This window comes from Bradyrhizobium sp. AS23.2 (assembly GCF_001908185.1).
GTDB lineage: Bacteria > Pseudomonadota > Alphaproteobacteria > Rhizobiales > Xanthobacteraceae > Bradyrhizobium.
This window is the reverse complement of the sequence record NZ_LGHM01000125.1, coordinates 1-13223: the sequence shown is the minus strand read 5'-3', so window position 1 is coordinate 13223 and position 13223 is coordinate 1. Positions and strand designations below refer to the sequence as shown.

The following is a 13223-nucleotide window of genomic DNA, read 5'->3' as shown; positions in this document are numbered from 1 at the left end:
CAATTGCTGCCGGATGAGCCAGATCAGTGTCCTGAAAGCACCCACCGGCAAGGCTATCCTCTGCTGTTGTCTGAAAAATCGCTCTTGCGCGGCAACAGGATCGTGAATTCGGTGAACCTGCCCGGCTCAGTCGCGACGTCGATCGTGCCGCCGTGCTGCTTCACGATGATATCGTGGCTCATCGACAACCCGAGGCCGGTGCCTTCGCCGGCCGGCTTCGTGGTGAAGAACGGATTGAACATCTTTCCCTTCACCTCGTCCGGAATTCCGGTGCCGTTGTCGCGGATGCGGATCTCGATGCGCTCGCCGCAGTCGCGGGTCGCGGCGGTCACGATCGGCTCGTAACCGGCCGCGCCGTTGTCCGCCTTGCGCCTGGCCACCGCATAAAAGCCGTTCGAGATCAGGTTCAGGAGCACCCGGGTGATCTCCTGGGGATACACGTCGGCGAAGCCTGCCGCCGGATCGAGCTCGCGCCTCAGCGTCACGTCGAACTGCGGCTTCTCGGCGCGCGCGCCGTGATAGGCGAGGTTGAGGCTTTCCTCGACCAGCGCGTTGATGTCGCTCAGCCGGTGCTCGCCGCCGCCCTCGCGCGAATGCAGCAGCATGTTCTTGACGATGGAGTCGGCGCGTTTGCCGTGCTGCACGACCTTCGCCAGATTGTCCTTCAGGAGTCCGGTCAGTTCGTCGACTTCCGCGCGAACATCTTCTGCGAGCGGGATCGGCGCAAGCGCCTCGTTCAGCTCGTCCGTCAGCTCGGCGGAAAGCGAAGAAAAATTGTTGACGAAGTTGAGCGGGTTCTTGATCTCGTGCGCGATGCCGGCGGTGAGCTGGCCGAGGGAGGCGAGCTTCTCGGTCTGAATCAGGCGGTCCTGCGCGGCGCATAAATTGTCGAGTGATTGGGCGAGTTCCCGAGTACGGTCCTGCACCTCGTTGAACAGGCGCGTGTTCTCGACGGCGATCACGGCCTGGTCGGCAAACGTCTTGAGCAGGTTGATCGCCTTGTCGGGAAACCGTCCAGCCTCCGGCCGCGTCACGCCGATGGTGCCGATCGCAACGCCGTCGCGCAGCATCGGGATCACGAGGATGCTGCGATAGCCTCTGGCTCGCGCGAGCTCCTTCATCGCTTCCGTGAGGTCGGGTTCGTTCTGCATGTCGCTGCGAAAAGCATATTCTCCGTTCGTCGCCACCCGGCTGTGAATGCCGGAGGCAGACAGCGGTGTCGGGAACGAGCTGAGCAGCTCCTCGTTGCCGGCCTCGTTGTCGGTGGTAAAGGCGGCCAGATGCAGCATGCCGTCGATGACGCGGGTGACGGTGGAGGAATGCCCGCCGATCAGCGCCTTGGCACTGTCGGAGATGGCCTGGAACACCGGCGTGACGTCGGAAGGCGAGGCGGCGATCACCTTGAGGATGTCGGCGGTCGCGGTCTGGCGTTCCAGCGCTTCCCTGGTCGCGTTGAACAGGCTCACATTCTTGATCGCGATCACCGCCTGATCGGCGAAGGTCTGCAACAGCTGGACGTGATGCTCGCCGAAGGTCCCGGTCGTGCGGCGCGTCGCGATGATGACGCCGATCGCTTCGCCCTCGCTCATCAGGGGCGCGAACAGCATGCTGCGAAAGCCGCGGGCCCGCGCGATGTCGCGCGCGGCCGGCTCGAGCTCGGTGTCGGGCAGTTGCGCTGCCGCACCGTTGGCCACGAGCCGGTAGGCCGGAAACTGCGCGAACGGCACCGGGAACGAGGACTGGAGCACGCGGTCGCCGGCTGGATCGGTCGGGGTGAATGCCGCAAGGTGCGCGGCGCCGTCGATATAGCGAAGCACCGCGGTGGAAAAGCCGCCGATCAAGCGATTGGCGTTGGCGGCGATGGCATCGAACACGGGGTGCACGTCGGATGGCGATCCAGCCATCACCTTCAGGATGTCGGCCGTGGCGGTCTGGCGCTCCAGTGCCTCGCGTGTCTCGTTGAACAGCCGCGCATTCTCGATCGCGATCACAGCCTGGTCTGCAAACGTCTGGAGCAGCTGTACGAGATCGGGCGCGAACGCGCCGGGCTCGGCGCGCGTGACGCTGATCATGCCGACCGCCGTGCCCTGGTTCATCAGCGGTATGAACAGCACGCTGCGGAAGCCGCGCAGCCGCGCCAACCGGCGGTTCAGCTCCGGGACGTCATCGGCCTCGCTGTCGGGAAACTGGATCGTCTCGCCGCCACGAACGAGGGCAAAGGTCGGGAAGTCGGCGATCCGCCGGGGAAACGAGGCCTTCAACCCTTCATCCGCTTCCGGGCTTGTCGGCGTGAACGCCACGAGGTGCAGCTCGTCGCCGATGAACTGGAGCACGGTGGCGGAGAAGCCGCCGAGCAGGCGCTTCGCGCTGGAGGCGATCGCAGCGAATACCGGCCGTGCATCGGAGGGGGAGGCCGCGATGGTGCGCAGGATCTCGGCGCTGGCGCTTTGGCGATCGCGCGCAATCGCAAGCTCGGTTCGCAGCTGCGCGTTCTCGGCTGCAGCCGACTGCAACTGCCGTTTGAGCTCGTCGATCCCGGCGACGTCGTTGGAAAGGGCGGTCATTCGCAATCCGGCTCTGTGCCGCGATGTACAGGGCACCGAGCCGGATTATCACATCTGCCGCGGTCGGAGCCAGCGCCTGCGGCCGCAACCTGGCCGCCGAAACCCGGCCCGTCTCACGTACCCGGCCGCGACACCTCGGTTTCCTTGCTGGTAATGAACTCCAGCAGCACCGGCACGCCTTCCTGCGTTTTCTGGATGCCGCGCTTGATCGCCGGGACGATGTCTTCCGGCTTCGTCACCCGCTCGCCATAGCCGCCGAAGGCGCGCGCCATCGCGGCATAGTCGCCGGAAATGTCCGTAGAGCGATACTTTTCGGTCGAGACCGGCATGACCTTCAATTCGATTGCCATCGAGAAATTGTTGAGCAGGATCGACATGATCGGGATGCGCTCGCGCACTGCCGTCTCGAAATCCATACCCGTAAAACCAATTGCGGCATCGCCCCAGACATTGATGCAGAGCTTGTCGGGCTTTACGAGCTTGGCGCCCATCGCCAGCCCAAGGCCGTAGCCGAGCTGCGTCGTCTTGCCCCAGCCGAGATAGGTGAGGGGTTCGACCGATTTCCAGAACGGCGAGAGCTGATCGCGCGGGCTTCCGGCATCGTGCGTGATGATGGTGTTGCGGATGTCGACGGTGTGCAGGAGGTCCCAGAGGACGCGGTAGGGACTGAGCGGCGCGTCATTGCTGGTGAGCTTCGGCATCCATTTCGCCAGCCACTCCTTGTGCGAGGCCGCGATCTCGGCCGCGACCGCCGATGCGTCGCGATCGGAGGTGACGGTCTTGCCGATCTCCTCGAGCAGCGCATCGAGAACGAGGCCGGCATCGCCGACGAGGCCGATCTTCGCCTCCACGTCCTTGTTGAGATGGTTCGGGTCGAGCGTGGCATGGATGATGGTCTTGCCCTTCGGCATCGCGATGCCGAAACTGGTCTCGGTGAAGGAGCAGCCGATGCCGAAGATGACGTCGGCTTCCGCGAGGAATTTCGGAACCGCGCGCGGCACAGCGAGGCCGCCGGAGCCGAGCGAGAGCGGATGCGTTTCCGGGAACGACGATTTGCCGCCAAGGCTGGTGGTGACGGGCATGGCGAGCCGCTCCGCGAGCCGTTTCAGTTGCGGCCACGCCTGCGCGTAATGCACGCCCTGGCCGGCATAGATCACTGGGCGCTTTGCGTTGACGAGCAGGCCTGCTGCTTCCTTCACGTGTACGGGATCGGCGCCGTAGCGGGTGCGCAGCACCGGCGTGTAGTTGAGCGGCTCCGGCACCTCTTCGTTCCACATGTCGGAGGGAATTTCGACGATGACAGGTCCGCCGCGGCCGTTCTTCAGCTTGGTGAACGCGCGGCGGAAGATGTTGGCGACTTCAGTCGCCAGGATGATCGGCTCGGATGACTTCGCGAACGGCTTCATCGCCTCGCTGGAGTTGAAGTTCGGCTCGATATGCGAGAGCCGCCGCTGATAGCCCATCGGCAGCACCAGCACGGGAACGGATTCGCCATAGCACTGCGCGACGCCACCCATCGCGTTCTCCGCGCCCGGCCCATGCTGCATGCAGAACGCGCCGATCGAGCGGCCCGACGTCACGCGCGAGATCGCGTCCGCCATATGCACTCCGACGCGCTCCTGCCGCACCATCACCGGACGGATGTCGGCTTTCGCCGCGTGCTCGATCAGGTGATTGACGGGATAGCCGCAGAGGATCTCGATCCCCTCGCGCCTCATGATTTCCGCGATCGCGGTGCCGAGCTTCATGGCGTCTCTCCCTGGGGCAGGCCGGTTGGTCCGGCTGGTTGAGGGAGAGAGGATCAGGAATTTGCGGGAGGGTAAAGCGCGTGTGGGCGACAGTCGCGGTAGGTCAGCCATGCAGCGAGCTGCCGTAGCCCGGATTTAACGAAGCAAATCCGAGGATCGGGCCAAGCAGACTCGATTGTCCCGGATTGCGCCGCGCTCCATCCGGGCCACGGGCGTTCTTACCCAACGCGGCCATCGTCTCTCAGGGCATCGAAGCATACGACGACCGGTCGCAGACTCATCCATCACTTCCGGTACTGTTCCTCGCTGACCTTTTCCAACCAATCAACGTTCTTGCCGCCCACGGATTCCTGAATGGCGATGTGCGTCATCGACGTTGTCGAGGAAGCGCCGTGCCAATGCTTCAGCCCTGGAGGAAACCACACGACGTCGCCGGGACGGACCTCCTCGACCGGACCGCCTTCGCGCTGCACCCAGCCGAGCCCGGCCGTGATGATCAGAGTCTGCCCGAGCGGATGAGTGTGCCAAGCGGTGCGCGCACCGGGCTCGAAAGTGACCTGGCCGGCTCCGGCGCGAGCGGGATCAGGAGCCTGGAATAGCGGGTCGATGCGGACCGTTCCGGTGAACCAATCTTGGGATCCCTTCTGCGAGGGCCGAGAGCCGTTTCTCTTGATGTCCATATCCATGCGAAACTCCTTCGAACGGTCGGTCGTCTGTGCCGCCGATCGGCCAACATCGATCAAAGCGGCGACGCCGCCGATGAGCACGCCTCTGCGGGTGATCATCGCCTTGCTCAGGTCAGCGCCGCTTTTCGATCACGTCCTTGACGACCGGTGCCGCAGAGAACGCATTGGGCCAGCCGGCATAGAACGCGAGATGGCCGAGCACCTCGCCGGCTTCCTCGCGGGTCAGCCCGTTATCCATCGCGCGGTTGAGGTGGTAGGTGATCTGTGCGACCTGCCCCGTTGCGACGAGAGCGCTGACAGTGACGAGACTCCGGTCTCGGGGCGCGAGCCCCGGTCTCAGCCAGAGATCGCGGAACAGCACATCGGTCGTGTACTGAACGAGGCTCGGCGTGATCTGGCCGAACTGCTCTCCGACACGCGTCGCGCGCTGCTTCTCCGTGGCCTCGTCGAGCGGGAGCTGGGGTCCCGAGGCCGGCGGAAGCTGGTCTGCGCCGACGTTGCGGCTTTCCAAGACGTCCCTCATCGCAGGAATCGCATCCATCGCGTTCGCCCAGCCCGAGTAGAACGCCAGGTGCGTGATGATCTCGGATATCTCCGCCGGCTTCAAGCCGTTGTCGAGCGCGAGACCAAGATAGTATGGCAGTTCGACGGTCTGGTCGCGAGCGACAAGTGCCGCGACAGTCACGATGCTGCGGTCGCGCGGCGAAAGCCCCGGCCGCTTCCAGAGATCCCCAAGAACGACGTCATGGGCGTATTTCTCAAGCGCGGGCGCGACGGCGCGGACATCATCCGACTTCAACATGGGACTTGCTCCTTTGACGGTTGCCTGTTCCGCGACGGCCGGGCCGCCGGCGATCAGCCAGAACGAGAACAAGGTTGTTGCGAGCGTTCTCATTGCGGACTTCCTTCGACGGTGAATGGGTGCGCCAACAGCCACCACGCGACAAGCGCGGCGCAGAGCACGGTGACGGCACTCGCGAGAAACAGGACGTTCAGCCTTGCTCCGGTCGCGATCAATCCGAGCGCGGGGCTGGCGAGCCCCTGGGCCAGGTCGAGAAAGGCGGTATAGGCGCCCATGGCCAAGCCGCGGCTCTGCGCCGGTACGCGACGGACTGCCTCGACGCCGAAGCCGGGATAGATCAGCGAGAAGCCGAATCCGGTGAGCGCGGCGCCGGCCAGCGCCATTTCGGGGCGGGTAGCCAGCCAGATGAGTGCCTGGCCGGCGGCTTCGATCAAGGCGCAGACGAGTGCGACCTTTGCGCCTCCGATCGCATCGGCCAGGTGACTGAAGAATACCCGCGCAAGAATGAATGCGACGGCATAGGCCGTATAGGCGAGCCATCCGTTGGCCCATCCTCGGTTCGCGAACAGCAAGGCGACGAACGTCGTCACCGCGCCGAAGCCGACGCTGCCAAGGGCCGATCCGAGACCGGGCACCCATACTGAGCCGAGCACTTTGGCGAACGAGAAGCGAGCGTGCTGCACCGGAGCAACCGCCGAAAGTGGCAGGACGAGCAAGAGGGCAGCCAGTGGGGCCGCCGCGGTAGCAAGCGCGATCGCCGCAAAGCCGTAAGCTGCGTAAAGCGCGGAGCCCACCGGCGCGCCAATCGCGAAAGCGGCGAACATCGCCGAACCGACCCAGGCAATGACCTTGCCAGTATTGCCGGCATCGACGCGTGCCAGGCCCCAGCTGACCGCGGCCGTGATGATGAAGCTCTCCGCCGCGCCGAGCACACCCCGCCCAAGCAGCAGAATGGCAACCGAGGTCAGCGGAGCCCCGGTGAAGTCGAGCGAGAGCAGGTACAACAGCCCGGAAGCCGCGGCCGCGACGAGGCCAACGACCACGGCGCGCTTCGCTCCGCGGCTGTCCGAGAAGTGACCTGCCCACGGCCGCGAGACCAGCGAGGCTGCGAACTGACTGCCGGCGACGAGGCCGACCACGAACGCGCCGAGCCCCAATCCGTCATGCACGTGCAGCGGAAGGACGGGCATCGCGACGCCGAGGACGAGAAAGGCGGCGAAGACCACCCCCATGATCGGCAGCAATGTCGCTGTGACGCGAGAGGACGCGACGGGCTGCATGGCTGTAGCCGGCATACGGATTCAGAGCTCCTGATGGCTGCTCCGAACCTAAGACTTTCGCTTGTCTGTGATTAGGTGATAGATTTCGAATGCGGTTATTAGAGTAGCTAATCAATGCACCGGGACGATGCGAGCGATCTTCTGGCTTTCCTCGCGGTGGCGCGAGAACGCAGCTTCACGCGCGCCGCGTCAAAGCTTGGCATGACGCAATCCGCGCTCAGCCAGATCATCCGGAATCTCGAGGAGCGGCTCGGCGTACGCCTCCTGAATCGAACAACGCGGAGCGTCACGCCAACCCAGGCCGGTGAGCGACTATTCCAGAGCATCGGCCCCAAGTTCAACGAGATGGATAATGATCTTGCCGCGCTCAGCGAGTTTCGCGAAAAGCCGGCCGGAACCGTTCGGTTGACGGCAACGGAGTATGCCGCCAGCGAGATTCTGTTGCCCGCGCTGGGAAAGGTCCTGCCAACATATCCGGACGTCCACGTCGAGATCATCATCGACTATGGGCTCACCAACATCGTCGCGCAGCAGGTCGATGCGGGCATTCGTCCCGGCGAGCTTGTCGCCAAGGACATGATCGCCGTGCGCGTCAGCCCTGACCTGCGAATGGCCGTCGTAGGCTCGCCGTCCTACTTCGCCGAGCGCAAGAGGCCCAAGGTTCCCCAAGATCTGACACACCACAACTGCCTCAACCTTCGCCTGCCGACCCACGGAGGCAGCCTTTATGCCTGGGAGTTCGAGAAGAATGGGCGCGAACTCAACGTGCGCGTGGAGGGACAGCTCGTGTTCAACAGTGCGGGTCTGCTTCTCGAGGGCGCGCTGAAGGGGCTGGGCCTTGCCTATCTCACGGAGGGACACGTACAGCCGTACGTTTCTCGGGGGCAGCTCGTTCGCGTGCTATCAGATTGGTGCCCGCCGTTCTCCGGATATCACCTTTATTATCCGAGCCGTCGGCAACCCTCGCCCGCGTTCTCCCTGCTCGTCGACGCGCTTCGATACCGCCGGAAATAGCTCCCCATTTCCGTCAACTTTGACGGCCATTTGAGTCCTGATATTCTTCAACGCGACGTGGCTCGACCGGTCATGCTGTCAATTGTTGAACCAGATCTGTTTGAAGGGTGCGGATGAGAAGCGCGACGCTCTTGGCTCTCAGCCTTATGTTTGTTGGTGGCGTCTGGTCGCAGGACAGCGCGAGAGGACAGACTTCGGTCGCGCCGCCGGTTTCGCTTGCTCCGCCCACGACATCGCCGCCACACGCGGGCGCCAAAAATTCCAAGCCCAAGGGCGAGCCGGCATTGGTGACGACCGATAGAATTCCGCCGGCGGCGTCCGGCAGAGAGGCTTCGACACCTTTGATCGGCGGACCTCCGCCCGTGCCGAATCCGGCCGCCGACTATGATGGCTTCAGCGTAGGCACCGTCGAGGACAATGACATCTCAAGTCAGGTGACGCCGCCTGTGAGGTCACGCGCAGCAAAGGGCTCCAAGTCCAATCTGGATACAAATGGCCGCGCCGGGCAGTCATCGGTCGATCAGGAAGATGAGGCGTTGAAACGCAAATTGACGATTTGCCAGAACTGCAAATAGGACGTTTGTCAGCCGCCGGTGAGGCCGACCTGCGGCCGTATCGGCCGGCCCGTTACCCGTCTACTATCCGTTGTGTTGCCCGACGGGCAAAACACGCCACATCTCGGTCGATCATTGTTCGTCAAAATATTCGTATTTACAGAAATTCTGTTTTGCCGTACACCTCGAAGCACCCTGGCCCGCCACAAGGGGCGTTTCGCGATCGTCACGAGACGCGGGCCGGGATGCGGTGGCCGCGACGGCGTCGGCGCGCGAAGTTGGTTGCAGGGCGGAACTCCCGTGAGCAGCAGCACGCGCGGTACGACACGGCGCTGACAGCGTCTTCGCATGGCCTCGACGGTGAGCGCACGCCAACCGTCGAGGATACAAGCGAAGATGTGCGCGGACGGAGAAGTCGTGTGGTCCTTTCCGCCAGCAGTTTTTCGGGGCTGTGGAAAACGGCATAAGTCACTGTAAATGAAAGTATTTCCCGGTTGTCGCCGGAAACGGAAGGCCTGCCGGAAACCCGCCGGGCCCTATTAGGCCCTGTGCGCGTGCGGCCCGATTTCGCGACCTTTAAACACCGCTTCTCTCGCCCGTTGCTATCCGCCTTGGGGCTTCCTTCTTTGCCGGGCCGCGTGGCCGTCCGTGTGCTGGCGGGGCCTGCCCGGTGGGCTGTTAGCCCTTTCCCGCCGGGAGACTGGAGCGCCTTCCTACGTGATGCGGGAGCCCGTCGCTTATCTTTTCCCCAGACGCCTGTCGCCGTCGTTACGCTGCCGCCTGCCCGCGAGCCTGTGGGTATCTCGGAAAACAACCTTAGCCCGCAACCGAATGGCGCTACCCTTCTCGCGTGGGGAGCTGGGGGCATTCAATGGCTGATCGCGAGCAAGAACTGAAGGACGTGCCACACCGGCCGCCCGACCAATCGACGTGGCCCAAAGGCATCAGATCGATTTCGATAGAAGAGACCGGAGCGCTGGGGGTTGACGCGAAGGGCGAGCTTCATTGGTACGGCAAGCCGGTCGAAATCCGGCGGCCACTCGATCTGACCCGGCGGCAGGAAGCGGTAGCGGTGATCGTCGCCATCGCGACGGTGTTTGCCGCGATTGGCGCAGTGGCTCAGGGGTTTGCCGCCTACAACGAATGGGCCTGCAAGGTTGGCTGGAAGGCGGTGACATGCCCGCCAGCGGATGTGCCATCGGTCGATGAAGTGTTCCCGTTGCGCGGAACTCGCGCCTATGACCAGTGCCTTGTGGAGCAGAGAGGTAGCACCGAGGCGTGCGACGCAATTATGCGGATGCGCAACGCCGATGAGCGTTTGAAGAAGAAATGACGACCACACCTAATCGTGCTGACGCTGTCGTGGGGGCCTCAATGACTGATCCATGGGCGTTTGGGTGGACGCCGTTGCTTACGATCATCGGCTTTTTCGTCACGATTGGTATCGCCTATTTCGGCTTCCGAACCTTCGAGCGGTGGAAGCGGGAAAAGATCGAAGAAAAGCGAATTGACATCGCCATCGAAGCTCTTGAGCTTGCCTACGAGTGCCAAGAGGCTTTCGAGATTATCCGCAACCCGGGAACGCTCGGATCGGAGTACGCGGACATGCCGCGCCGGGATGGCGAAGGCGAGCCTGAATGGAGCAGCCGTGGTCCATTCTACGCGATCCTGAAGAGAGTGCAGGAACATGCGGGCATGTTCGAGCGGCTGGCGAAGTTGCGTCCGAGATACATGGCGTTGTTTGGTGTGCCAGCAGCAGATAGTTTCAAACTGATACGAGAGGCTCGCGCCTACGTCGTAGTTTCTGCGCAACACCTCTGCTACCCCCCCGTTCGTCGGACCGGATGCCGATAACCGGCGGACGCGAATGGAGTGCGACGTGTGGGACGGCATGGCCGAGGTGTACCTTGCGGATTATCCCGGCGTGGATCGCGTGGATGTCCGCATAAAGGGCTTCGTCGAAGAGACTGAGCGGCGTTGTCGCCCCATCATCGACCGCACCTACGCGGCGCAGAAAACGAAGCGTTGGTGGTGGAGCAAGAAGCCGTCCTAAAGGATACGCGGCACTTCCGTGGACATAGACCAAGGATTGCAGCCAGTCCGCAATCTGTCGTCCGGGTCCTTTGGGGAGGGCCGCGCGCGGGGGGGTACGCGGGACGCTGCCCTTTCAGGAAATTTGGGGCGAAAAAATCGGTGGTTGCAGTTGCAAGCGCAGCATTGATTTACGTCAAGATTGTATCCCGAAACGCAGACCCAGCTTACATTCGGAAGCAGTGATACGTCCGGACGTTCGGGAGGCGAGCCATGTACCAGCATATTCTTATTCCAACAGATGGGTCGGAATTGGCCGAGCGTGCAGTGAGGCATGGGTTAGCGCTGGCAAAGTTCGCGGGGGGCGAAGGTGACCGTCATTATGGTCGAAGAGCGACTTCCCGGTTGGTTGTCATATGCGGGAGTAGCAGAAGCAGCCGCCGACTATGCCGAGCAAATCAAGGAACACGCCGCGAGCGCGCTGGATCGCGCGGCCAACGCGGCCAAGCAGGCCGGTGTGCCCTGCGATACGATGCAGGTGGAAGACGCGCAACCGTATGAAGCCATCATCGCAACGGCTACCGACCGAGGCTGCGACCTCATCGTCATGGCATCGCGCGGACGCAGCGGACTGACCGCAGTTGTGCTTGGCGGTGTGACAAACAAGGTGCTGACGCACACGAAAATTCCGGTGTTGGTTGTTCAGTGAGGATTGATCCGCGCGCGTTTTGGGATCGCTATCTGTATCTGGGGTCCTTGTGGTTACTGCTCTCTGAAAAGGCTGCCGTTCCTCGCTCGCTACCCCAAATCTTACTTCCCGCCCGTCTTGGATGTTCGCGAAAGTGCTCATTACGCTCTGTGAAGTACCGGTCTATCGCTCGCTTGGCTTCTCCCACAGATGAATAGTCGCTGTTGTGAAGAATAGCTCGCGCCATTCCGCTGAAGACTGCTTCGACAACATTCAAGAATTGCGCGCCCGCGGGCAGCGGGGCGGTCTCCACGCGGGTGGAGCCCGTCACCTCCGCCATCACGTTGTTAGATGCGATCCGGCGCATGAGTTGCTTGGAGATGTGCCAAGAAGCCGCATCCCACGATAGATGCAGCCGCGACAAATGGCGATTTTGAGCGAGCAGTAATTCCAGCAGCTTGATCATTTCTGCTGTGTTTTTCTTGTCGGAGTAAAAATGGGTGACTTGATTGGTGGAGAGCTCAAGGGCGGCAGTGATAATCACTGCTCCCTTCGGTTTTTGCCACTGAGGCACGGTCGCATTCTCGCCGGGAGCTACGAGCTTGCGTCCGCCGCGCTTCAAGACCGCAACCGGCCCGAATTCATCAATCGAAAAGAACCCCTCATTCTCCTTCAATCCTTGAAGAATGGACTTCACGCCATCGAGCTTAGTTCGATACTCAGGGTCTTTGCTTGTCAGGACCTGCTTGGCTTTCATCCATCGATACCCTGCGGCCTTGATGATGGATTGAATGTCCCGCTTGCTCAGCATGACGCCAGTTGTTTTCAGGGCTTGCTGGAGGTCCGTACACTTCCATGTTGCTCGATTGAAGCCAAAATCGGATGGCGGAGAATGCAGTGTTTTGAACACTGCCTCTTTTGTTCGGATGGCTTCAATCTCTGACTTCACCCGGTGTTTCGGACCACGTCGTCGCGGGAACAGATCAGTTGTCAGCCCGCTGGCCCGATAGCGGTTATAGTATTTGCGGAAGTTCTGGGAGCAGGTTCCGTGGTGCTGGTAGAAGTCATGCACACCGCTGAATGCTGTGGACCTTCCCGCTTTGACGGCCTCATATTGCGCAATGAGCATGCGCCATTGGCGAAGGTAACTTCGTTCAATCGTTCGATCGGATCTCATTGATCTGCTCCTTTGTGAAATCGCGCGAGGAATATGATGCCCGAGACCGTCTCCTTTGATGAGCCGCCCATCGCGAAGAAGGGCGCGACCGTCAGCGCGTCGGAGTTGGCGCTGCACCTCGATTGCACCCGGACCTACATTGGCAAGCTCGAAGCCGAAGGCGTGATACATCGAGAAGGTGGCGGCTTCCCGCTCGACCAGAGCCGCGTGGCCTACCTGCGATACTTGCGGCGCGAGAGGCGGCAATCGCCACGCAGTGAGGCAGACGCCGATCACGTCAGAGCAAAGACCGAGATGCTTCAACTGCGGCTGATGGAGAAGCGGCGAGAACTGGTGCGTCGCGACGATGTCGATGCCCTGATCGATGAGCTTGCTGGAATAACCCTGACGCATCTATCCGGTATGGCGGCCCGGTGCTCGCGCGACATGCAGGTTCGGCGCAACATCGACGCGGTCGTTGATCAGGTCCGGCGCGAGTTGGCGGCAGCGGCGCTCGCGAAGGCGGACGAGTGGAACGAGCCGCCGCTCGATAAGCAGGTCTGACGCTCCGGACCTGCGATGCGGGATCGAGGAGGATGCCATGCCCGAAACACCAAGCGACATTGATTATACTGTTGATGTGGGCAGACACGAGACGATGTTCCGTGCGAAGACACCCAAAGGAGAGGAATATCTCGGC

General features: G+C 62.3%; 13 protein-coding genes and 1 pseudogene. 8 read left to right on the top strand and 6 right to left on the bottom strand.

What is annotated here, in order from left to right:
- Positions 1–53: 53 nt before the first annotated feature.
- From AC630_RS25640 to AC630_RS25620, 5 genes are all read right to left on the bottom strand, one after another.
- Complete coding sequence (locus AC630_RS25640) at positions 54–2564, bottom strand: GAF domain-containing sensor histidine kinase (protein WP_074121201.1); 2511 nt, start codon at positions 2562–2564, stop codon at positions 54–56.
- 113 nt (positions 2565–2677) lie between these two features.
- Complete coding sequence (locus AC630_RS25635) at positions 2678–4423, bottom strand: thiamine pyrophosphate-requiring protein (protein ID WP_283808452.1); 1746 nt, start codon at positions 4421–4423, stop codon at positions 2678–2680.
- A gap of 173 nt (positions 4424–4596) precedes the next feature.
- Positions 4597–4992, bottom strand: a complete 396-nt coding sequence (locus tag AC630_RS25630) for a (R)-mandelonitrile lyase (protein ID WP_074121280.1) — start codon at positions 4990–4992, stop codon at positions 4597–4599.
- A gap of 118 nt (positions 4993–5110) precedes the next feature.
- Positions 5111–5893 carry a carboxymuconolactone decarboxylase family protein gene (locus AC630_RS25625; RefSeq protein WP_074121199.1) on the bottom strand — a complete coding sequence of 261 codons (783 nt, stop codon included), beginning with the start codon at positions 5891–5893 and terminating at the stop codon, positions 5111–5113.
- Entirely contained in the window at positions 5890–7095 is a 1206-nt protein-coding gene (locus tag AC630_RS25620; RefSeq protein WP_074121198.1) for an arabinose transporter, read from the bottom strand. Before AC630_RS25620 ends, AC630_RS25625 begins: the two co-directional genes overlap by 4 nt.
- A 99-nt stretch (positions 7096–7194) precedes the next feature.
- Between AC630_RS25620 and AC630_RS25615 the strand changes: the two genes are divergently transcribed.
- The 7 genes and pseudogenes from AC630_RS25615 to AC630_RS25590 all read left to right on the top strand — a co-directional run bounded on the left by AC630_RS25615 (position 7195) and on the right by AC630_RS25590 (position 11388).
- The gene (locus AC630_RS25615; RefSeq protein WP_074121197.1) at positions 7195–8094 is read left to right on the top strand and encodes a LysR family transcriptional regulator; all 900 of its coding nucleotides are present in this window, start codon (positions 7195–7197) and stop codon (positions 8092–8094) included.
- Positions 8095–8207: 113 nt separating this feature from the next.
- Positions 8208–8669: a hypothetical protein gene (locus AC630_RS25610; protein ID WP_074121196.1), complete on the top strand. Its 462-nt coding sequence runs from the start codon at positions 8208–8210 to the stop codon at positions 8667–8669.
- A gap of 850 nt (positions 8670–9519) precedes the next feature.
- Positions 9520–9981: a hypothetical protein gene (locus AC630_RS25605; protein ID WP_074121195.1), complete on the top strand. Its 462-nt coding sequence runs from the start codon at positions 9520–9522 to the stop codon at positions 9979–9981.
- 41 nt (positions 9982–10022) lie between these two features.
- Positions 10023–10502 (top strand): hypothetical protein, encoded by a 480-nt coding sequence (locus AC630_RS25600; RefSeq protein WP_074121194.1) that lies wholly within the window; start codon positions 10023–10025, stop codon positions 10500–10502.
- Positions 10503–10527: 25 nt separating this feature from the next.
- Positions 10528–10701 (top strand): hypothetical protein, encoded by a 174-nt coding sequence (locus AC630_RS45620; protein WP_167561282.1) that lies wholly within the window; start codon positions 10528–10530, stop codon positions 10699–10701.
- A gap of 251 nt (positions 10702–10952) precedes the next feature.
- Positions 10953–11003: pseudogene (locus tag AC630_RS48090) on the top strand (universal stress protein); the annotation flags it as partial.
- Between the two features lie 46 nt (positions 11004–11049).
- The gene (locus AC630_RS25590; RefSeq protein WP_349539252.1) at positions 11050–11388 is read left to right on the top strand and encodes a universal stress protein; all 339 of its coding nucleotides are present in this window, start codon (positions 11050–11052) and stop codon (positions 11386–11388) included.
- 28 nt (positions 11389–11416) lie between these two features.
- On the opposite strand, the gene AC630_RS25585 is transcribed toward AC630_RS25590, so the two are convergent.
- Positions 11417–12544 carry an IS630 family transposase gene (locus tag AC630_RS25585; RefSeq protein ID WP_245330514.1) on the bottom strand — a complete coding sequence of 376 codons (1128 nt, stop codon included), beginning with the start codon at positions 12542–12544 and terminating at the stop codon, positions 11417–11419.
- 36 nt (positions 12545–12580) lie between these two features.
- On the opposite strand from AC630_RS25585, the gene AC630_RS25580 reads away from it, so the two are divergent.
- Positions 12581–13087, top strand: a complete 507-nt coding sequence (locus AC630_RS25580) for a hypothetical protein (RefSeq protein WP_143198307.1) — start codon at positions 12581–12583, stop codon at positions 13085–13087.
- Positions 13088–13223 lie beyond the last annotated feature (136 nt).

Bases quoted from the DNA above. Each gene is read 5' to 3' on its own strand.
- AC630_RS25610 (WP_074121196.1), top strand. From the start codon at position 8,208: ATGAGAAGCGCGACGCTCTTGGCTCTCAGCCTTATGTTTGTTGGTGGC.
- AC630_RS25630 (WP_074121280.1), bottom strand. From the start codon at position 4,992: ATGGACATCAAGAGAAACGGCTCTCGGCCCTCGCAGAAGGGATCCCAA.
- AC630_RS25620 (WP_074121198.1), bottom strand. From the start codon at position 7,095: ATGCCGGCTACAGCCATGCAGCCCGTCGCGTCCTCTCGCGTCACAGCG.
- AC630_RS25635 (WP_283808452.1), bottom strand. From the start codon at position 4,423: ATGGCTGACCTACCGCGACTGTCGCCCACACGCGCTTTACCCTCCCGC.
- AC630_RS25585 (WP_245330514.1), bottom strand. From the start codon at position 12,544: ATGAGATCCGATCGAACGATTGAACGAAGTTACCTTCGCCAATGGCGC.
- AC630_RS25605 (WP_074121195.1), top strand. From the start codon at position 9,520: ATGGCTGATCGCGAGCAAGAACTGAAGGACGTGCCACACCGGCCGCCC.
- AC630_RS25615 (WP_074121197.1), top strand. From the start codon at position 7,195: ATGCACCGGGACGATGCGAGCGATCTTCTGGCTTTCCTCGCGGTGGCG.
- AC630_RS25600 (WP_074121194.1), top strand. From the start codon at position 10,023: ATGACTGATCCATGGGCGTTTGGGTGGACGCCGTTGCTTACGATCATC.
- AC630_RS25580 (WP_143198307.1), top strand. From the start codon at position 12,581: ATGCCCGAGACCGTCTCCTTTGATGAGCCGCCCATCGCGAAGAAGGGC.
- AC630_RS25625 (WP_074121199.1), bottom strand. From the start codon at position 5,893: ATGAGAACGCTCGCAACAACCTTGTTCTCGTTCTGGCTGATCGCCGGC.
- AC630_RS25640 (WP_074121201.1), bottom strand. From the start codon at position 2,564: ATGACCGCCCTTTCCAACGACGTCGCCGGGATCGACGAGCTCAAACGG.